The organism is Rhodococcus sp. ARC_M5 (genome assembly GCF_022810405.1).
Taxonomy (GTDB): domain Bacteria; phylum Actinomycetota; class Actinomycetes; order Mycobacteriales; family Mycobacteriaceae; genus Rhodococcoides; species Rhodococcoides navarretei.
In genome coordinates, this window is record NZ_JALGQE010000001.1 from 648,667 (window position 1) to 668,218 (window position 19,552).

16 protein-coding genes and 1 riboswitch are annotated in these 19,552 nt (G+C 64.2%); of the genes, 6 read left to right on the forward strand and 10 right to left on the reverse strand.

Features of this window, described 5'->3' with window-relative positions; translation table 11 throughout:
- Window positions 1–2 precede the first annotated feature (2 nt).
- Both MTX34_RS02845 and MTX34_RS02850 read left to right on the forward strand, forming a co-directional pair.
- Window positions 3–566, forward strand: coding sequence for a TetR/AcrR family transcriptional regulator (locus MTX34_RS02845; protein ID WP_243608372.1), 564 nt, complete (start codon window positions 3–5; stop codon window positions 564–566).
- Window positions 563–1,876: a lipase family protein gene (locus MTX34_RS02850; protein WP_243596279.1), complete on the forward strand. Its 1,314-nt coding sequence runs from the start codon at window positions 563–565 to the stop codon at window positions 1,874–1,876. The genes MTX34_RS02845 and MTX34_RS02850 overlap by 4 nt, the downstream gene beginning before the upstream one ends.
- A 56-nt stretch (window positions 1,877–1,932) precedes the next feature.
- Here MTX34_RS02850 and MTX34_RS02855 read toward each other — a convergent pair whose 3' ends face one another.
- A complete protein-coding gene (locus MTX34_RS02855; protein ID WP_243608373.1) occupies window positions 1,933–3,096 on the reverse strand; it encodes an epoxide hydrolase family protein in 1,164 nt (387 codons plus the stop codon).
- A gap of 89 nt (window positions 3,097–3,185) precedes the next feature.
- Window positions 3,186–5,618 carry an excinuclease ABC subunit UvrA gene (gene uvrA / locus MTX34_RS02860; protein ID WP_243608374.1) on the reverse strand — a complete coding sequence of 811 codons (2,433 nt, stop codon included), beginning with the start codon at window positions 5,616–5,618 and terminating at the stop codon, window positions 3,186–3,188.
- Window positions 5,619–5,779: 161 nt separating this feature from the next.
- Between uvrA and MTX34_RS02865 the strand changes: the two genes are divergently transcribed.
- Complete coding sequence (locus MTX34_RS02865) at window positions 5,780–6,058, forward strand: hypothetical protein (RefSeq protein WP_243596277.1); 279 nt, start codon at window positions 5,780–5,782, stop codon at window positions 6,056–6,058.
- Window positions 6,059–6,576: 518 nt separating this feature from the next.
- Window positions 6,577–7,758: a lipase family protein gene (locus MTX34_RS02870; RefSeq protein ID WP_243608375.1), complete on the forward strand. Its 1,182-nt coding sequence runs from the start codon at window positions 6,577–6,579 to the stop codon at window positions 7,756–7,758.
- A gap of 188 nt (window positions 7,759–7,946) precedes the next feature.
- On the opposite strand, the gene MTX34_RS02875 is transcribed toward MTX34_RS02870, so the two are convergent.
- The 3 genes from MTX34_RS02875 to MTX34_RS02885 all read right to left on the reverse strand — a co-directional run bounded on the left by MTX34_RS02875 (window position 7,947) and on the right by MTX34_RS02885 (window position 9,398).
- Entirely contained in the window at window positions 7,947–8,165 is a 219-nt protein-coding gene (locus MTX34_RS02875) for a PLDc N-terminal domain-containing protein (protein ID WP_243596275.1), read from the reverse strand.
- A gap of 90 nt (window positions 8,166–8,255) precedes the next feature.
- Complete coding sequence (locus tag MTX34_RS02880) at window positions 8,256–8,384, reverse strand: dsRBD fold-containing protein (RefSeq protein ID WP_243596274.1); 129 nt, start codon at window positions 8,382–8,384, stop codon at window positions 8,256–8,258.
- 63 nt (window positions 8,385–8,447) lie between these two features.
- Complete coding sequence (locus tag MTX34_RS02885; RefSeq protein ID WP_243596273.1) at window positions 8,448–9,398, reverse strand: universal stress protein; 951 nt, start codon at window positions 9,396–9,398, stop codon at window positions 8,448–8,450.
- Window positions 9,399–9,583: 185 nt separating this feature from the next.
- Between MTX34_RS02885 and MTX34_RS02890 the strand changes: the two genes are divergently transcribed.
- The gene (locus MTX34_RS02890; RefSeq protein ID WP_243608376.1) at window positions 9,584–10,507 is read left to right on the forward strand and encodes a universal stress protein; all 924 of its coding nucleotides are present in this window, start codon (window positions 9,584–9,586) and stop codon (window positions 10,505–10,507) included.
- 962 nt (window positions 10,508–11,469) lie between these two features.
- Here the strand turns inward: MTX34_RS02890 and MTX34_RS02895 are convergent.
- Entirely contained in the window at window positions 11,470–12,717 is a 1,248-nt protein-coding gene (locus MTX34_RS02895) for a DUF4010 domain-containing protein (protein WP_243608466.1), read from the reverse strand.
- 680 nt (window positions 12,718–13,397) lie between these two features.
- Between MTX34_RS02895 and MTX34_RS02900 the strand changes: the two genes are divergently transcribed.
- Complete coding sequence (locus MTX34_RS02900; RefSeq protein WP_243608377.1) at window positions 13,398–14,987, forward strand: FAD-binding oxidoreductase; 1,590 nt, start codon at window positions 13,398–13,400, stop codon at window positions 14,985–14,987.
- A gap of 1,028 nt (window positions 14,988–16,015) precedes the next feature.
- Here MTX34_RS02900 and MTX34_RS02905 read toward each other — a convergent pair.
- From MTX34_RS02905 to MTX34_RS02920, 4 genes are all read right to left on the reverse strand, one after another.
- Window positions 16,016–17,023 carry an ABC transporter substrate-binding protein gene (locus tag MTX34_RS02905; protein WP_243608378.1) on the reverse strand — a complete coding sequence of 336 codons (1,008 nt, stop codon included), beginning with the start codon at window positions 17,021–17,023 and terminating at the stop codon, window positions 16,016–16,018.
- Complete coding sequence (locus MTX34_RS02910; protein ID WP_243608379.1) at window positions 17,020–17,793, reverse strand: ABC transporter ATP-binding protein; 774 nt, start codon at window positions 17,791–17,793, stop codon at window positions 17,020–17,022. The genes MTX34_RS02905 and MTX34_RS02910 overlap by 4 nt, the downstream gene beginning before the upstream one ends.
- On the reverse strand, window positions 17,793–18,830 hold the full coding sequence (locus MTX34_RS02915; RefSeq protein WP_374638801.1) for a FecCD family ABC transporter permease: 1,038 nt from the start codon (window positions 18,828–18,830) through the stop codon (window positions 17,793–17,795). Before MTX34_RS02915 ends, MTX34_RS02910 begins: the two co-directional genes overlap by 1 nt.
- 141 nt (window positions 18,831–18,971) lie before the next feature.
- Window positions 18,972–19,200, reverse strand: a riboswitch (cobalamin riboswitch).
- 23 nt (window positions 19,201–19,223) lie between these two features.
- Window positions 19,224–19,520, reverse strand: coding sequence for a helix-turn-helix transcriptional regulator (locus MTX34_RS02920; RefSeq protein WP_243596267.1), 297 nt, complete (start codon window positions 19,518–19,520; stop codon window positions 19,224–19,226).
- Window positions 19,521–19,552: the final 32 nt, after the last annotated feature.

A 19,552-nucleotide genomic window follows, 5' to 3' on the forward strand; every position in this document is an offset into this window, starting at 1 on the left:
GTATGCCCAGGAATCGCGGACTTCACGACCGGGATAGCAAGCGCGAGGACATCGTGGTCGCCGCCCGCGAGATGTTCGTGTCCGACGGCTTCGATCGCACCTCGATCAGCCGTCTCGCGAAAGCAGCGGGTGTCACCGCGAACACGCTGTACTGGTACTTCGGAGACAAGGACGACATCCTGGTCGCTGTCCTGACGGCCATCGCCGCCGAAGATGCCACGGACTATCTCGACATCGTCGACCTACCGCTGGCCGACCGGCTGTTCTGGCTGGTGGAGCGGCTGAGAAAAGTAGGCCCGCTGGTCTCCACCGTGCACGATCGGGTGACCGAGTCCGAGGCAATCAATGAGTGGCACAACGGATTTCATGCCTTCGCGGAATCGCTGTTCGCCGCCGATATCGACGCTGCAGGCCTGTCCGGTGAGGCGGCCGATGCCATGCTCCGCATCGGTACGTTCGTCGTCGAGGGATTGCTGACTCACGCGGCGTCACCTGAAGCCTCCCGAGCAGTCATCGACCAACTCGTCGACACCATCGCACCCGCACCAGGAAGTGATCAACCATGAGTATCGAACCCGATTCCGCGTCGACCGCTCGTCCGCGAGCAACGGCCGACCATGCCGACTCGGAATCGATCATCGCGATTCCGAGTATGGACCCGTTCTATCGGGCACCGGCCGGTTTCGAGCGCGCGGAGCCGGGGACCGTGTTGCGGTCCCGCGAGGTGACCCTCGCGTTGTTCGGCGTCATTCGTCAGAAGGTGTCGGCCTGGCAACTTCTGTACCGGACCACCAGCCTCGACGGGGCAGCGCGTGTCGCGGTCACGACGGTGGTGCTTCCGGTCGGGGACCGACAGCGACCGCAACGCGCCCTGCTGTCCTACCAGTGCGCGATCGACGCCGTGTCGGATCGATGCTTCCCGTCTTACGTCCTGCGGGCGGGCGCTCGAGCCGTCGGCTCCGTACCGCAGTTCGAGTTCATGATCATCCTGTATGCCCTGCGCCGCGGATGGGTTCTGTCCCTCCCCGATCACGAGGGCATGGACGGGCAGTGGGGAGCACCCATCGAGCCCGGTTACTGCGCCCTCGACGGCGTCCGCGCGGCGCTGTCTTTCGAGCCGCTCGACCTCACCGACACCACCCCTGTCGCTCTGTGGGGGTACTCGGGTGGCGGATTGGCGACGTCATGGGCCGCCGAGGCTGCGGCCGACTACGCCCCTGAACTCGACATCGTCGGCGCTGCGCTCGGATCACCCGTCGGCGATCCCGGGTCCGCATTTTCCCGCCTCAACGGCACGATCTTCGCGGCGCTGCCCGCGATGGTGGTGGAGGGCCTGCGACGCACCTACCCCGTGCTCGACCGGCTCGTTCGCGAACACGTCGCCGCTGCGGGGCTCGACACACTCTCATCCCTCCACCGAAAGACGACAGTCCACGCCGTCATGTCGATGGTGATGCACGATCTGGAGCGGCACCTCGATATCCCGATGGCAGACCTCCTGGCGACACCCGAGATGGTGCAGATCTTCCAAGATATCCAGCCCGGCAAGTCGGCACCCGACTTTCCACTTCTGGTGGTGCAGGCGGTGCATGATCCGATGATCGACGTGGACGACGTGGACGGGCAAGTACGCCGGTATCGCGCTGCCGGAGCGAACGTCACGTACATCCGCGATCGCCTCAGCGAGCACCTGTCGCTGCACCCGATCGCAGCCCCCGTCACTCTGAATTGGCTCGCGGACCGCTTCGCGGGCAAGCCGACCGACGAATCGTCGACGAACACGGTGTGGTCACTGGCCGGATCGTTGCCAGGGTTGCGCGGATTGCTCGGTCTCGCTGTTTCCACCGGACGCGCATTCGCCGGCCGGATCGGTTGATGCACAACCACATCGAAATCCGAAAGCGCCTTACGCGAGCCGGTCAAAGACACCGGTCAGCGACCCGACGGTAAGGCGGACAGAAACAAGCGCAGATCCGCGGCAAGGCGCTCCGGCTCCTCCATCGCCGCGAAGTGCCCACCGTGATCCGGAATCTCGGTCCAGTGCACGATGTCGAACTCTTGTTCCGCAAGGTGCCTGATGCCGATGTCGTGCGCGAACATGATGGCACCGACCGGTTGCGACGGCTTCGCCTGCGGATCGCCCCAGGCCCCTCCATCGGCCGCGTAGACGGTATAAGCGGCGCTACCGGCGCTCCGCGTCAACCAATACAGGGTGACGTGGGCGAGAATCCGGCTACGGCCGAGAGCACCATCCGGTTCCTCGTCGAACGGGTAGGTCCACGCGCGGAATTTGTCCAGCATCCATGACAACTGACCGATGGGACTGTCGGTCAGAGCAGCACCGATCAGTTGCGGACGAGTCGACTGGATGGAGATGTACCCGAACTCCGACTTCATGAACTCGCCCACACGCCGGTAGCGGTCCAATTCGGTTTCGGTGCAACGCTTCTGCTCCTCCTCGTCGGGTTCTTGGAAGGGTGCACCGATGGACCCGTTGACATGAATGGCGGCGCAATGCTCCGGATCGAGACGACCCATCGCCGGTGCCACTCCGGCACCGTAGTCGCCGCCCTGCACGACGTACGAGCCGTACCCGAGGCAGCTCATCAATTCGACGAAAGCCTGAGCCACGCGGTCGGTACTCCAGCCGTCGCCCGACAGCGGCGTGGAGAAGGCGAATCCGGGGACAGACGGCACGATCACGTCGAAGGCCTGAAGATCGACATCGTCCGGCTCGGTCAGCAGCGGAATGAGATCGAGGAACTCCATGTACGAACCCGGCCACCCGTGACACAGCAGAACAGGAGTGGAGTCGGCTCGCGACGACCGCACGTGCAGGTAGTGGATGCGCTGCCCGTCGATCTCCACCACGTACTGAGGAAACGACGCGAGCTGCTTCTCCACCTCTCGCCAGCTGAAGTCGTCGACCCAGCTGGTCGCCATCGACCGCAGAACGGAGATCGGGACTCCGGTGCTCCAGTCATCGGCACCGAGGGGTTCGGGCAGACGTGCGTCCCGAACACGCCGGGCCAAGTCGTCGAGCTCCGACTGCGGGACGTCGACAACGAACGGGATGGGAGCTTCAGTGATTGTCATGACGTCATCATGAGACCTATCGCGGACAGCTACGGTCCGGAATCGACCGTCAGGCTGAAAGCTCGAGCACGACAAGACGAAGCGACAGTTCAGGATTGGAGCCGTCGGGCCAGGTATGGTCCCGTGATGCTGTCCGGGGACGCCGCGACTTCGGCGGGCGTCCCGGTGGCAACGACGGTGCCCCCGTTGTCGCCGCCGCCGGGGCCGAGATCGATGACCCAGTCTGCGGACGCTATGGCATCCAAGTCGTGTTCCACCATCACCACGGTGTTGCCCGCGTCGACGAGCAGGTGCAGCTGACGCATGAGCAGTGCGACATCGGAGGGATGCAGCCCTGCGGTCGGTTCGTCCAGTAAGTAGAGGGCAGTGCCGCGGCGGGTGCGCTGCAATTCGGTGGCAATCTTGATGCGCTGCGCTTCTCCGCCGCTCAGCTCCGTGGCGGGTTGACCGAGTCGAAGGTAGCCGAGACCGATGTCGCGCAAGGTCTCCAGACTGCGCGATGCTCCCGTGATATCGGCGAAGAACATCGCAGCCTCGTCCACCGACATGTGGAGTACCTCGGCAATTGTCTTGTCACGCCACATTATTTCGAGAGTTTCCGGGTTGTACCGGTCACCATGACAAGTGGGGCAAGGGCCATAGGTGCCGGGAAGGAACAGCAGCTCCACCTCGACGAAACCGTCGCCCTGGCATGTAGGGCATCGTCCGTCGGCGACGTTGAAGGAGAACCGTCCAGGTGCCCATCCGCGGGCCTTCGCCTCATCGGTGGCGGCAAACAGTTTACGGACGATGTCGAACATTCCGACGTAGGTGGCCAGAGTCGATCGGGGGGTTCGGCCGATGGGGCGTTGATCCACCCGGACCAGACGAGTGAATGTCTCGATTCCGGACACCTCGGCCACGTCGACTTCGATCTGCGCGTCTTCGTCCTCGTCTGCCGCGGTCTCGAGTCGGTGACGTGCCACTTCGAACAGGACCTGGCTGACGAGTGTCGACTTACCGGAGCCCGACACACCCGTCACTGCCGTGAGCACCGCGTGTGGGAATTCCGCGGTCAAGTCCTGCAGATTGTGCCGGGTGACTCCGGCCAGCGTGAGCCAGCCCTGGGTGGGGCGCGTCTCCCGCTGCACGGATTCCGCTCGACCGAAGAGGTGCCTGCCGGTGACCGACTCCTCGATCTCCTCCAAGCCGGCGACGGGGCCGCTGTAGACGACTCTGCCGCCGCCCTCGCCGGCCGCGGGTCCGATATCGACCACCCAATCGGCGCGCCGGACCACGTCCATGTCGTGTTCGACGACGAACAAGGAGTTTCCCGACGCCTTCAGCTGGTCCAGGACGTCGAGCAGTGGCTCGGCATCCGCCGGATGCAGTCCCGCGGAAGGTTCGTCCAACACGTAGACCACCCCGAAAAGACCGGAACGAAGCTGAGTGGCGATCCGCAACCGCTGCGTCTCGCCGGGCGACAGCGTCGTCGAGCTACGCCCGAGCGCCAAGTATCCCAAGCCCAACTCGAGCAACACGTCGATTCTGGCCAGCAGGTCGGCGGTGATGCGTACTGCTACCTCCGCGGCCTCCCCCGACTGTTCGGCTACCGGGCGCAGGACTGCGGCAAGTTCTGTCAGCGAGAGCGCATTGATCTCAGAGATCGACCGGCCGGCGATGGTGACGGCCAGCGCGTCGGCGCGCAGTCCGCTGCCGGAGCACATCGGGCAGCGGACGGTCTCGGTGAATTGGAGAGCGCGGTCCCGCATGCGCTCGCTGTTCGAGTCGGCCAGAACATGCATGACATGGCTGCGGGCGCTCCAGAACTTACCTTCGTAACTGTGGTCGACTCGGCCCTCTTCCGGGTCGATCCACACCTTGGGGTGCTCGTCGGTGAAGAGAAGCCACTCTCGGTCCTTCTTCTTCAGCGTGCGCCACGGCACGTCGATGTCGATACCCATGCCGCTGACGATGCTGCGCAGGTTTGCACCCTGCCAGGCACCCGGCCACGCCGCGATCGCGCCCTCACGAATGCTCAGCGACGGGTCGGGAACGAGCAGTTCCGTTGTCACATCGTGGAACTCACCCAACCCGCCGCATCGCGGGCAGGCACCGGCGACGGTATTGGGTGAGAACGCTTCCGCCGACAGCAGCGACGCACCGTCGGGATAGGTACCCGCCCGGGAGTAGAGCATGCGGAGCAGGTTGGACATGGTGGTGATGGTGCCGACGCTGGAGCGTGAACTGGGCGAACCCCGGCGTTGCTGCAATGCAACGGCTGGAGGAAGGCCGGTGATGGAGGCGACGTGGGGTGCGCCCACTTGCTGAAGCAGTCGACGCGCGTAGGGGGCAACAGACTCGAAGTAGCGTCGCTGCGCTTCGGCATACAACGTGCTGAAAGCCAGTGACGACTTCCCGGACCCCGACACCCCTGTGAACGCGACGAATGCATTGCGGGGTATGTCGACATCGACAGCGGCCAGGTTGTGCTCGGTGGCGCCGCGCACTCGGACATACCCGTCCCACGTTGAGTCCGTCACCGACCGAGCCTAACTGGCGTCCTCGGCCCGAGGGCGCACACGTCGCGAGATGCGGTGCCTCGGTGACATCGCGCCTCTGCGCATATCGAGGGTATCTTTCTGGTAGGTCTGCTCGTCGTATCTTGTGCGACGAGTATGAAGACCGCACAGAGGGAGGCGGCATGGCCGAGGAACACTCCACACGGCCGCTGTTTCGCAACGGTGCCGGCAGTGCCGCGCTGATCCTGGGCATCATCGCCCTGTTCTGCGCGTTCGTACCCTTCATCGGCGACTTTGTCGCTGTCCCAACAGGTATCGCCGCTGTGGTGTGTGGGTGGGTCGGCGTGGGCCGGGACGAGGAGGGCCTGGCGACGAATGGCCGCGAGGCCATGATCGGCGCAGCCCTCGGCGGCGCGGCCATGTTCGTGGTGTTCGTGGCGTATGCGGCCACCGTCTTGTGAACCGAGTCGGGGCGAGCAGTGCCACGAACATCTTTGTCATCGGTTGCTGTGCAGGACCTCTCACGCTTTTCACTCGACAGAATCGGCATCCGAGAATACCGGGGATCTGGGACGCCATCCTCGGTAGTGCGACCAAGAATGTTGCGCAGTTGTTGTCGCACTGATTCTTCAGCGATTACTTGCGGTCCGTCGCAAGAATCGGCCAATTGGCACGAATTCGTAAGGCAGGTTGTCACAGCGCATGACACCACCCAAGCGGTCAAACGCACTTTCGATCCGAACTCGAGTCCGAGCTTCGTGATCTGTGTCCGGGTCACCGTCGACCTGGACGCGGCAGCGGGCGGGTTCGGGGTGCACCACGTCGTCGACGGGCCGCGGTCAGAGAACCCGCTCGACACGGGAGCCGAAGACCGTGGGGGTGGTCTGCGGAAACGTCTCCATGATTGCGTTCACCGACGCCCTCACGCGGTACGGTGATCGCGGGGATCGGTACGGCTCGAGATGAATGTCGGGGGATCATGACTCTGTTCGGTGTGCTCGATCGCGTCCTGACTCGACGACTGCCCCTGGAGCCTCCGGACGATCCCCATGCCGCGATCCTTCCGACCCCGATCGACAACGACGCCTTCTTCCTCACCCCTCCCGGCATCGAGGACCTCGCACCCGGCGTAGTGATCCGGCAGCGCACGACCCGCGGTCTGGTGCCTCGGCCGCGAACCGGCCTGCATCAGTTCATGGTGCGATCGACCGACGCACGGGGTCTCCCCGCCGGCGTCACCGCCTCGCTGCTGATCCCGAGGCGGCCGTGGACCGGACGCGGACCGCGGCCCGTCGTCGCCCACAACGTGGCCATCGATTCCCTCGGAGCCAAGAGCACGCCGTCGTACCGACTCGTGCACGGTGTCGGCGCCGACCTCCCACCGGTGATGCCGCTCTGGCTCGCCCGCGGATACGCCGTCCTCGTCGCCGATCACCAAGGCCCGCGGATGTCGTACTCCGAAGGCACGATGGCCGCGCATGCCGTCCTGGACTCGCTACGCGGGATGACGGTCGTCGCCCCGGAGCTCGCCGACAGCCAGGTGGTGGCCTACGGCTACAGCGGCGGCGCGATCGCCACCACATGGACGGCGCAGCTGCAGCCGAGGTACGCGCCGGACGTGAAGTTGGTGGGTGCCGTCGCCGGTGGAACGCCCACCGACTTCTCAATGCTGCTCGACACCATGAACGGCACCGTCGCGGCCGGCCTGCTGGGTGCGGCGACCATGGGTCTCGCGCGTGAGCACCCCGAGATGGTGGAGTTGTTCGGTCCGAAGGCGCTGCTGTTTGCGTCCTGGGTGAAGGACATGTCCGTCCTCCCCCTGGCCTTGGGCGGGTTGGCACGCATGCGAATCGAGGACTTGGCGTCCGAGCCCGACCCGTTCGACTCCGACATCGCGCGGCGGGTGATCGCCGCGAACCGCCCGGGTGCCGACGCTCCCTCGGCACCGGTCGCGTTCTTCCACGGTTCCGCGAGCAAGTGGATCGGCGATCGCTTCATCCCCGAGGCAGGCGTGACCGCCCTGATCGAGCACTGGCGAAGCAAGGGTGCCGACGTGCACTACGAGCCCGTGGCAGGCGACCACTTCATCGGTGCCATGACCGGTCTGCCGTTCGTGTTACGTTGGACTGCACAGCAATTCGAGGTCAACGGTTCGGGCTAGCTCGCCAGCTCCCGAGTTCGGCGTGATAGGTCTGCATCGCGTCGCGGGTGTGGGCGCGCCCCTGACTCGGGCCCGCGTTCGACGTTGCACCACCGACTGTGTCCGTAGATGGGGCCCAGCGCAACGCAATTGCGGTCAAGACCAGAAATATGCTGTGCCGCAGGGTCGATCGGTCGAACGTAGCACCGCTACAGCGGCGACGCTTGCTGGGGCGGATCCGACCGTCGGCCGAGAACGAAGTACGTGATCGGACCGAAGAAATTGACGCATATGACCGCCGCCCAAAGTCGCTTGCTGCCAGCAACCTGTCCGCTACTGCGTCGTGCAAGATCGAGCCAAGCGGCCATAGCCATTGCCACCTGAATCGCGCCGAGAACGACGATGCCGCGGCGACGTCGTTCGCTCATGTCCTTCCACGATCGCGAGCTCGGTTTCGACACGTCGTTCACCCTCCTCTTGTGTGCTTGCAGACAGCCACGATGGATCGCGTAATGCGTTCACATTCTCACTCGAACAGGTTCGTGGACAACCTGTTCCAGGTCTTGCGCACTGCATTCGAGCAGCTGATGAGCAAGATCCGACAGTGCTCGCGCGATGGCAAGCCCATCGCCGATCTCTGGGACCACCGGATCCTCGGGGCTCTTTCGCGCCAGTCCTACCCAGTCAGCTTCGTGTCGTCGCAGGTCCAGTCATCGTCCGTCGCGGCAGATCATGACGGGACAGTGCGCGTGATGAACGAGATTGGAACCGGTCGACCCCAGCACAAGCGAGGCGATCGATCCGCGACCGTGGCTGCCCACGATGACGAGCTGCGACTGCGTGGAAAGATCCACGAGTGCGTGGGAGGCATTCCCCCGGCGCAGTTCGCGTTCGATCTGCACGTCCGGGTATTTCTCGGCCCATCCGGCCAAGCTCTCGGACAGTAGTGCAGCCTCCTCTCGTTCGTAGGCGGCCCAGTCGACGAATCCCGGAAGTGCGACTCCGCCGGCTTTGGACGCCGGGTTCCAGGAGTGAACGGCAACGAGCGCAACCCCCAACGCCGACGCAACCTCGAATGCGTGTCCGACCGCGGACTCACTCGCAGCGCTACCGTCGATTCCGACGACGACCGGCGCGTCGAACGTCGAGCGACTCTCCCGCCATACGACGACCGGGCAGTCCGCATCGTGAGTGACTGCTTTCGCCGTACTTCCCAACAAGAACGAACTGATGGCACCGGAGCCCGAGTTTCCCACCACGACCAATCGCGCCGTATGTGAGCACTCTTTCAGTAACGCGGCGGCAGAAGTGGTGCCGACTTCGGTGCTCACTTCGAGGTGAGGATGAATACCGACCACAGACTCGGACAGGTCGTCGACGATCTTTCGGGCGTTCTCCTTCTGCTGATTCCACACCTCGACGGGCACGACCATGGCCTCCTCGGCCATGTAGAACGTGGGCTCTCGGACTGCGCTCACGAGGTGCAGCGGCGAATGCAATCGGGCCGCCATCTCCGCCGCCCACCGTGCTGCAGCGTCACTGCTCTCCGAACCGTCCACTCCGACGACGACTCGCTGACGATTGGCCAGAACCATGGTGTCCTCTCCGATCTGCGATGGGCGAATGTCCGACAGGATTTCGGCCACTCCGTGCGGACTCATCGGTACGCAGTCCCATTGCATCCCAGGTGGATCGGGCAACCCAGGGTATTACGTCCCCGATTGTCAGGACCTTCGATCGAACCGGCGAGCAGTGCAGACCGTCGTGCCGAATTCAAGGCCTTCGGCACCGTGCGACAGGTCCGAAGCCTCTCGTCCCGTTCGACCCGACCCCAGAGGATCGATGCATGACCACTGCGATCGACCATCGAAAGAATCTCACGGTAGTAGGTGTCGACGGCTCCGTGTCGGCTCGGAACGCTGTGCGTTGGGCTGCCACGGACGTAGTCGGCCGAGACACCACACTGGTGCTCGTCTACGCCGGTGTCGATCAGGACATCACGCGCACCGGAGCACCGGGCGCGAACAGTGGCACCGCGTCGGGTGCTCGCGCTCGTGCGCAGTCCGCGCTTGCCGCCGCCCGCGTCATCGCGCTGTCGATCCTGGGCGACGACGCCGATGTGAAAACTGTGCTGGATCCCGGCCCACCCCACGAGGTGCTGAACGGGTACGCGGACACAGCTCGGATGCTCGTGCTGGGTTCTCGTCGAAAGGGAACCGTTGCGCGGGCAGTACTGGGCTCGGTCAGTACCGATGTCGCCACTCACGCACGGTGCCCTATTGCCGTTGTCCCCCAAACTTTCACACGAACGGCGACGGAGTCCGAGACCGCTCCCGCAGTGGTGGGCGTCGACTGTTCACCCAACGATGATGCAGTACTCGACCTCGCCTTCGACCAGGCATCACGTCTCGGCGTCCCCCTTCGTGCCGTGCACGCGTACGAGTCGTTACAACCGCGAACCGGGTTCACCCGACACATCGACCTGGGGCCTCGCATGCGTGTCGATTCTGCTCCACAGCGGTGGATCGACCACCTCATCGCCTCGTGGTCCGAGAAGTACCCCGACGTCGAAGTCACCGCTCACGCCACACAAGACAGACCGTCACACGCGCTTCTCGAGGACGCATCCCACGCGCAACTCATCGTCCTCGGGGCCAGGAGCCGTGGTGCGATCTCACCGCTGTTCGGCGGATCGACCAGCCGCGCGGTACTCCATCGAGCCGACATCCCGGTCGTCATCGTCCCGGCCTGCGGGGAAAAACTGCAGTGACCTCCAATGCCCCTGTGACAGCGGCGTTCCCGAAGACTCGGTATCCCTCGACGAACTCGCCCATCGCGAATCGGTGGGTGATGACAGCGGACGGGTCGAGGGTGTGGACCAGATCATTGTTGCCATCCCGAACCGACATCGGTCAGAACCAGCAGACCCTGTGCTGCTACCAGGAGTCCGAAGAAGACGACAACGAGCAAAGGTGCGCCCGCGAATAGACAAGCGACGAACAGTCCGGAGACGAGTACCAGCTTGAATGGCGAGCGCGGTGGCTTCATGGCATTCCCCAACGGTCGATTCTGCGCCTCACTGTGACAAACCACGATTGCACCCGGTTTCAGGTTTGTGGAGAGCACAAAGACCACTCATGGACTCGTCTCGTGGACCAGAGTGAAGCAGTTCTCCTCCTCTCGCACCTAGTGCAACCGCACCAGTGAATGCAGGCCGCACAAGCTTCGTGCGGCAGCACGGGTACCGAACAGAAATGCGTCCACGATCCGTCACGAAACAGGGGCTTGGTCGAGGTGGCCGATCGCCCCAACTGCGCCGATCTGCGCAGAAGAGCGAGGTCACCGTTTCATTGCGACCTGCTCGGCCGAGAACCTGCGCACTATCTCGGGGTAACGGTGGGGAGTTCGGCCTGCTTCTTCGCATCGTTCCGTAGTGCACGCAACGCGTTGACAATCGCGGCAACATCGATGAGCTGTGAGTGATGAGCGCCATCAGCGACAGACATTCCCCGCGTTGCGGCTCCGAGCGCACTGCGCGAGCGAGATACAAGCCAGCTGCGGGGCGCACGGATGATTCGGTCGAGTGGCGAAACGACCCCCGCCGGCAGGGCGAGGTTTCTTCAGATTCAGAGATGCCGCAGTACCGAGGACGCTTGCGCAAGCGAGGCCGGCCACAGGCGTGTCCCGGGGGCGCGGACACGGCGACCGACGAGCGGAAAGGTCCGCTGCAGTTCATCCCATCGTCACCACGATGGTCATCGCGACGGAGAAGACGACGGTCGGCAGAGCCATGGCCGCAAGAAACCCGAGACCGAAGCGATGCCCACCTGAAGTGAAGGCCAGCACGCTCTTGACCAGTAGGTTCGATCCGAGCGCAGCGGCGATCGCCTGCAGCGCGCTGTCGACCGTGATGGTGCCTTTCGCAGCAAGGCTCGCAGCACCGAGAGCACCGGCGTGAGCATCGGCGAGACCCGCCGCAGCTGCGGCGAGCACCGCTCCTCGGGAACCCAGCACGTCAGCACCCCATCGGCCGACAAACAGGGCAAAGACGAGAACAGCGGCCAAGACGAGTGCCGGCCGCAACGAAAACGGCCGCGCCGAGGTATGCGGCTCGACACCTGCGCTGATCACCTCAGCGTCTTGTGGAGCCACTGCGGCACCGCGGTAGACGGCGGCGGCGACTACAACGAGCACCATGGCTCCCGCCACTACCGGGGGCCACAGTCGTCGAAGCACCTCTGGCTCGACGAACCCGATGACGACGAGCAACTGTATGAAAGTGGCGAGGCTCGCAATGAGCGCCCCGGCGAGCGGTGCCCGCATTTCATCGGCCGTCCGGCTCAGCCGGCCCATCGACGCGGTTGTTGCACTTGCGGATACGAATCCGCCGGCCAGACCCGTGACGAGCAGACCACGCTGGGGCCCAAGCGCCCGAACGCCGATGTATCCGATCCATCCGATACCGGTGAGCAGAACGACGAGGAGCCATACCTTGGCCGGGTTCAGTACGCCGTAGGGTCCGATTCCGCGATCGGGCAACAACGGCAGGATGACAAATGCCGCCACGAGGAACTTGATGGCGTCTTCGAGCTCGATCTCGCTGACCATCTGACGGGCGAACCGATGAATGCGAGACTTCGACGTCAGCAGTCCGGCCACGATCACGGAAAGAGCGACCGCTACCGACGGGGCGGTATAGGCGAGCGCGCCGAGTAGATAGGCCACCAGCGCGGCGATCTCGGTAGTGGTCCCCGGGTCCTGCTCGCTGGTGCGGAAGTAGGCAAGCGCCATGAGCAGCCCGACGACGACGATGCCGGCTGAGACTGCCCAGTTGTCGAAGCTGGCGGCGGCGGCTCCGGCAAGAGACAACAGCGCGAATGAACGCGACCCGGCCGGGAGCGTGCGGATATGGCTGCGTTCACGCTCGAACCCGAGCAGCAGCCCGATGGCGAGCGCCACCAGGAAGGGCTCGACGTCCATCCAGCTCACGACAGTTGCACCGATCGTGCAGTACTGGAACGGATTTGCCGCACCGCCCACCTTCTACCGCACGAGTCGTCGACGGATCCTGCGGTCGAATCGAATTTGCATCCACGGTCGGTCCGGTTTCGGACCAGTTCGCCTCGAGCGGCGAACACAGCCGAGCCCCATCCGTCTCTGCTGTGATCTGACATTTCCGTCACGACGTCAGCTCTCAGCGTCGCAGTAGGTCACGGTCCCATTGTCGCGACCACACAGTGGAAGAGACAGGGCGGAAGGTCCCTCACGCGTATGACTCTCGTCATCGCCCTAGGTACGGTCCGTCGATGTTCCGACATCACCGAACGACACGTAGAAAGCCCATCTGTACCGTGTGCTGTCCGCCCCCTCGGACTTCGAACGGGATCGGTTCGTTGGCGGCAGGAGCGCCCAAATCTCTATCAACCTGGACAACCAGCGAGGAACGGACCGTCGGCGCATGCATTGTTGCCGATCCCCGAGCTCGATGCCGTCCAAGCAGACGGCCATGCTCGTGTTACCGCTGAATACCGTCGAACTGCGTGATCGAAGTCTGCCAATGACGGTCTCAGGATGCGACTGCGCACACGAATACCTGCCGCGTGTACCGGTCGGTGCCGCGCGACAGCCGATTGTGCACGAGTCGGAAGTACACTCGTGCGATGCCCAAACTGACGCGACGCCACCTGTTGTTCGGTGCAGCCGCCTTGGCCGGTGGCGCTTTGCCGAACTTGCGTCCCTTCGGCGCGTCCGCCGATCCGCTCGTCGCGTCGACAGCCGTCACGGAATTGAGCCCTCCGGACCCGGAGTTCGTGCGGTTGGTGCAGCGCGGTTACAACCCGCGATTCCTCGCGCAGCCCGAAACTATTTTTGTGCCCGTGAACACCGAAGAGACCGTGGCCGCGGTAGAGACGGCGGTCATGCGCGGTCTGCGCATCGCCGTCCGATCGGGTGGACACTGCGTCGAGAACTTCGTCGACAACGCCTCTACTCAGGCCATCATCGATCTGAGTCGGCTTACAGCCGTGGAGTTCGATGCGGAAAACAACGCCTTCTCCGTCGGGGCCGGAGCGGATCTGGGCGCAGTGTACGAGCAGCTGTACCGAGGCTGGGGTGTGTCGCTACCCGGCGGAAGTTGCCTGGGCGTCGGCATGGGAGGCCACGCCGCGGGAGGCGGCTTCGGCCCTCTGTCGCGGGCCTTCGGGTCTGTTGTCGACCACCTCTACGGCGTGGAAGTTGTCGTCGTCGACGCCGACGGACGTGCCTCGTCCGTCCTGGCAACTCGCGACGGTCGGAACTCCGATCTGTGGTGGGCGCACACGGGCGGCGGCGGAGGAAACTTCGGCGTCGTGACCCGGTACCTACTCCGCACGCACGACGCGGACGGGTCGGATCCCACGCTGGCCCTACCGACCCCTCCGGCGAACCTGCTCAGCACACAGGTCGTACTGCCCGTGGTCAGCGAAGACGCTTTCGTGCGGTTCGTCGGCAATTTTCAGCGATTCTTCGAGCGCAACAGCGAACCTGGGTCGAGATTCGCGAGCCTGTACGCGCAGTTCTTCGCCAGCGCACACCTGTGCCAGCTCACCCCACGGCTCGATGCCGACCTGCCCAACTCGCGCGCGCTGCTCGACGAGTTCGTCGCCGCACTGGGCGAGGGTGTGTGGCCACCACCCGTCGCGGTGCCCGCTTCGCAAGGACCGTTTCTGGATGTTTCGACACAATTGTCGGCACCCCGTGGCCGGGCACCGTTCTCGGGCAAATACAAGAGTGCGAACTTGCGTCGGGCACACACCGACGAGCAGCTGCGCACCCTGCACAGGTACCTGTCGGACCCGCGTTTTCAGAGCCTGGACTCGGGAATCGAGCTCTTCCCTGCCGGTGGTGCAATCAACGACCGACCCGCCGACGCGACGGCGATGCCGACCAGAAATTCGTTCATGAAGGCCGTCTTCGTCACCGCCTGGCGCAATCCCGCAGACGAGGCCGCCCATGTCGAGTGGTCCCGAAACATGTATCGCGACATCTACGCCGACACCGGCGGCGTTCCGGTACCGAACGACGCCAACGCCGGCGCTTACATCAACTATCCGGACTCCGACTTGAAGGATCCCGCCTGGAACACCTCGGGGGTGTCGTGGTCCACGCTGTACTACGGGGACAACTACTCGAGGCTGCAGGAGATCAAGGCGGCGTGGGATCCCGGCAACCTGTTCCGGCACGACTTGTCGATCGAACTCCCCCGCACCTGACGGAATCAAGTGCGCGTCGCATTCCGGAAGAACACTCCGATGATCGCTTCCACGGCTAGGAGGAACGTCGAGCGGACTCGAGTCACCGGCGACAACATGATCGGCCATTGACATCGAGTCGGACAATCAGGTGTCGACTGCAAGACCACGACGCGAGTCAGTCGCGTTCCGAGCTGCCGAACAGGTTGCACAGTCCGACCAGTCGTGACATTCAGAATTGCCAGTCGAATCTGATATCAGTTGTACTGCATCGTATTCGGGGTCAGCAGTGAGGCTTCTTTCCCGTGAGATCGTCCAATCCCCGATCGACGGAGCTGACTCCCCCACCGCGAACCGATCACGACCCTGCTTCGCCGGCCTCTTGACCTCACTGTTCCAGGCCACCGGATGAATACTCCCACGGCAGTGCGGAGAAAGCCGACGGCGTGGTGTGTGCGTTACTTTCGAGACACACGAGTCCAGCAGTTCGTCCACAGCAGCACAGGCGCCCACAGCGCCGATGCCATCCGGACTCGGATGCGGCACCGGGTGATCGCAGCGACGGGGAGGACACTGACAGGAAAGTCGTTCGCCCCGAGCTTATTTTCGACGCTGGTCGAAGCAGTGCGAAGCGAGAGACGTCGGCATCTCGGCAAGCCCAGGTCCTCCGTTGCAGAGCCAACCTGCAATCTGCTCCTTCATTCCTGCGCCCAGAACGAAACCGAGCCACGTTGGTCGGCCACCGGTTCGATGTCCGCATCTCGATGGGGCAACCACGACAACGTTCGATCGTTCGCATGGTCCAAGGCACTCGGTGACGCGAAAGTTACCGACACCATCGACCAGGTGACGCAAACTCTCGAGTTCGGCGTCGTGGTCGATGTCCGGATGCTTGTCGGTAGTGCCGCAGCAGCATCCGCGGCATACGATGACTGTCGGTCTGGATCGATCCATTGCCACTCTGTTCATCTCCTATCCACATGCAGCGTTTCGAGTCGCTCCGACGTACCGGTCACAAAGGTGAAAAGCGCCCTCTGCCGCGATCGCAGTCACAGACCTTTCGACCGCAAAAAATCCGCGACTGAAGTCACCGCCTGCGGGTTGCGTGGGCCTTCGACGAGCGCCGCGTAGGGAAGGGCCGTGATGTTGTTCTCGCGGACCGCGGTCGTTCCCGACATCAGCGGATGTTGCCGTAGCTGTTCGATTTTCGCCTCGACGGTCTCCCCCGCGCCCGAGTTGTAGTCGACTATGACGATCGCTTGCGGATCGCGCTGAGCCGCGGCCTCCCAGGATGCGGTGGTCCACGAGTTGTCGATGTCGTCGAAGATGTTGCTGCCACCGGCCTCTCGGAAGATCTGCGATGGGGCTGCTGTACGGCCGGCGGTGAACGGTTCCGGGGTCGCACTGTCGAACAAGAACATTCGCGTCGGATCCTGCCCGGCCGGTGCTGTCGCGTTCGCGTCCGCAACTTGTTCGCGGTACCCGGCGACGAGATCGTCGGCGCGGTCACGGACGTCGAAGATATCGCCGAGGTTTTCGATGTCGGCGTACAGCGCGTCGAGCGGGTCCATGATTCCGCGCTGCGTGGTGCCGGGTTGACGGCATGCCTCGGTGAGCTGATACGGGGTGGCACCGATGCTGCGCACCCAGTCCGGTGTCAGACCGGTCGATTCCTTGTATCCGTAGTTCCAGCCGGCGAAGACGAAGTCCGGATTCGCGGCCTGGACCGCTTCACGGGTGAAGGTGTCACCGATATCGGGGGTGGACTCGAAATCGGCTTTCCAGGGCGAGGATTCGATGTCCCCGTCCTTGGAGGCCTGCGCGGAGAAGCCGACGACTCGGTCGGCCAGGCCGAGCGCGAACATCATCTCGGTGATTCCGGTGTCGTTGGTGACCACGCGCTGCGGAACGCCATCAACGGTCAACGGCTCGTCGCAGTTGGTGACGGTGACGGTCGCGCCGCCTGGTTCTGCTGTGGTCTCCACCTCCGCGCCGCAGGCGCTCAGCGCCAGGGTGGTTGCAGCGATCAGCGCCCAGGTCCGTCTCGGATGTGTCATCGGTACTCTTTCTCGTCGAAAATGATCTGGGGGACGCCCAGTCGGGGGTGGGTGATGATGTGGCCGCCGATCTCGAACCATCGGCGCAGAACGTCGACGGTGATGACCTCGGCGGGGGTGCCCGAGCACACCAGCCGGCCGGCACCGAGCACGAACAGCTGGTCGCAGTACTGGGCTGCGAGGTTGAGGTCGTGCAGGGCAGCGACGACGGTGACACCGAGCTTTTTCGCGGCGGAGAGCACGGCATATTGATGGTGGACGTCGAGATGGTTGGTCGGCTCGTCCAGTACCAGCACCTTCGGTTCCTGCGCGAACGCGCGTGCGATCAGGACTCGTTGCCGCTCCCCGCCGGACAGTGAGAGAAAGCTCCGCTCCGACAGATGTTGTGCGTCGGCGAGCAGCATCGCTTCCCGACAGACCAGGTGATCGTGTGCCCGATCTCGCGAGAATGCGCGTCCGTGGGGAAGTCGGCCGGTCGCAACGACTTCGGCGGCGGTGAAGTCGAATTGCAGGGGCGAATCCTGGGTAAGCGCGGCCACCTGCAGAGCGTTCAGGCGCATGCTGACAGTCAGATTGTCGACGCCGTCGACCCGCACCGTTCCCGCCGACGGGGTCAGCGCCCGGTAGAGGCATCGCAATAGTGTCGATTTTCCGCTGCCGTTGGGCCCTACGATCCCGACGACGTGTCCCGACGGGATCGAGACGGTGACGTCGTGCACGATCGTGGCACCATCGATGGTGACGTCGACGGCGTCGTACTCGACCCGCATCAGTCGGAACCCATCAGCGCACCGCGGCGGCGCATCAGCAGCACGAACACCGGGACTCCGACCGCCGCGGTGATCGCGCCGAGCGGAAGTTCCTGCGGAGGCACCAAGGTTCGGGCGAGAAGGTCGGCGCTGACCAGAAAGACCGATCCAAGGACCGGGACCACCACGATCAAGCGCCTATGGTCGGCACCGACGAGCATTCGGGCGACATGCGGGACGACGAGTCCGACGAACCCGACTGCACCGCAGATAGATACGAAACATCCGGTCATCGCCGCCGCGACGACGAACAGCAGTAGCCGGAACTTCGAGGCGTCGAGGCCGAGAGCGGCGCTGACTTCATCGCCCATCGACAATGCGTTGAGGCGGCGGGCGCAGGCGGCGATGATCACCAAGCCCACTACGGTGACGACGGCCGCGAGCGGGACCATCTGCCAGGTCGCCGCCGACAGGCTTCCGAGGAGCCAGAACATGACACTTCGTGCGCCGTCGCCGTGGGGTGCAAGGAATACCAGGACAGTGGTGATGGCCGAGAAGCCGTACCCGAGAGCCGTTCCGGTGAGAACCAGCCGCAGAGGAACAAGCCCCGCCGCAGATCTGGCCATGAGGTACACCAGCAACGTCGCAGCCAACGCACCGACGAACGCGGCCGTGGAGAGGGCGTAGATTCCGAGAGCACCGAAGGTTCCGAACAGCACCACCGACGTCGCGCCGACGGACGCACCGGAGGATATACCCAGCACGTACGGGTCCGCGAGGGCATTGCGCACCATCGCCTGAACAACCAGTCCGACGGCGCTGAGGCCGCCGCCGATGAGAATGGCCAGCAGCACCCGAGGCAGGCGTGAATCGACGATGATGCGGTAGTTGGGTACATCGTCCGTAGCGATGGTGCCACCGGTGATCTCTGCCCACGCGATGTGGCAGACCTCGCGCCACGGGACATGTGCGGTGCCGAGCATCAACGCGATCACCGACACCGCTACCAACACCAGGAGGGCGGTCGCGGTCAGAGCAGTCACCGACATTCGGCGCATCTCGTTGGCACGTTCCTTGCAGGTCGTCGACGTCAGGCGTGGCGGCTCTCATGACACGAGCCCAGACGAAGACGACAGACTTGTCCCAACACGGTCTGCATCTCGTCGACCATGTCCCACGGAGTCGACAAGCGACCGCACCGGTGGCGCGGCCGCGTTGGCAGGTCTTCGGACTCGTGAACACGTCACCGGATGCTCCCGATGACAACCTAGTGGCGGTCGCTTCCCGAGCCCGTGGGCTCAGTGCTGTTGACCGCGGTCGTTTTCACATACCGCTGCGGGGCAGTTCCGGCTTCACACCGGATTCCCTCTTGCGATCCGACGAACCTCACAGAGAGGGCCGCCGGAAACCAACGCAGCGCGACTGTAACACCACGACTGACGTCGAGGGTGTCAGTCATGGCGGTGTTCCGCGCCCATGATGTCGTGCAGGATCCGGTGCACGATCGCGTCGGCGACTACCCGGTAGTGCACCGTCCGACCCGACTTCGTGGTCTCGACCCACCCACGGGCCCTGAGAGCGCGGAGCGATTGCGACGCCGCGTTCTCGGTGATGCCCACGGCGGCAGCGAGTTCGGCGACAGTGGCACCGGATTTCTCGTGCATGTAGCTGACCAGACGGAGCCGCGTCGGATCGGACAGGACGGCAAAGCGGGTCGACCATTCCTCGATGTCGTCGCTATCGGTCATCGATTCTCCCGCGCTGCTGGTTCCCAATGCTG

What these genes read in the sequence shown, in the direction of transcription:
- MTX34_RS02885 (WP_243596273.1), bottom strand. Translation starts at nt 9,398, where the DNA reads ATGAGTCCGCACGGAGTGGCCGAAATCCTGTCGGACATTCGCCCATCG.
- MTX34_RS02870 (WP_243608375.1), top strand. Translation starts at nt 6,577, where the DNA reads ATGACTCTGTTCGGTGTGCTCGATCGCGTCCTGACTCGACGACTGCCC.
- MTX34_RS02890 (WP_243608376.1), top strand. Translation starts at nt 9,584, where the DNA reads ATGACCACTGCGATCGACCATCGAAAGAATCTCACGGTAGTAGGTGTC.
- MTX34_RS02915 (WP_374638801.1), bottom strand. Translation starts at nt 18,830, where the DNA reads ATGCGCCGAATGTCGGTGACTGCTCTGACCGCGACCGCCCTCCTGGTG.
- MTX34_RS02865 (WP_243596277.1), top strand. Translation starts at nt 5,780, where the DNA reads ATGGCCGAGGAACACTCCACACGGCCGCTGTTTCGCAACGGTGCCGGC.
- MTX34_RS02875 (WP_243596275.1), bottom strand. Translation starts at nt 8,165, where the DNA reads ATGAGCGAACGACGTCGCCGCGGCATCGTCGTTCTCGGCGCGATTCAG.
- MTX34_RS02900 (WP_243608377.1), top strand. Translation starts at nt 13,398, where the DNA reads ATGCCCAAACTGACGCGACGCCACCTGTTGTTCGGTGCAGCCGCCTTG.
- MTX34_RS02855 (WP_243608373.1), bottom strand. Translation starts at nt 3,096, where the DNA reads ATGACAATCACTGAAGCTCCCATCCCGTTCGTTGTCGACGTCCCGCAG.
- MTX34_RS02895 (WP_243608466.1), bottom strand. Translation starts at nt 12,717, where the DNA reads ATGGACGTCGAGCCCTTCCTGGTGGCGCTCGCCATCGGGCTGCTGCTC.
- MTX34_RS02910 (WP_243608379.1), bottom strand. Translation starts at nt 17,793, where the DNA reads ATGCGGGTCGAGTACGACGCCGTCGACGTCACCATCGATGGTGCCACG.
- MTX34_RS02845 (WP_243608372.1), top strand. Translation starts at nt 3, where the DNA reads ATGCCCAGGAATCGCGGACTTCACGACCGGGATAGCAAGCGCGAGGAC.
- MTX34_RS02850 (WP_243596279.1), top strand. Translation starts at nt 563, where the DNA reads ATGAGTATCGAACCCGATTCCGCGTCGACCGCTCGTCCGCGAGCAACG.
- MTX34_RS02920 (WP_243596267.1), bottom strand. Translation starts at nt 19,520, where the DNA reads ATGACCGATAGCGACGACATCGAGGAATGGTCGACCCGCTTTGCCGTC.
- MTX34_RS02905 (WP_243608378.1), bottom strand. Translation starts at nt 17,023, where the DNA reads ATGACACATCCGAGACGGACCTGGGCGCTGATCGCTGCAACCACCCTG.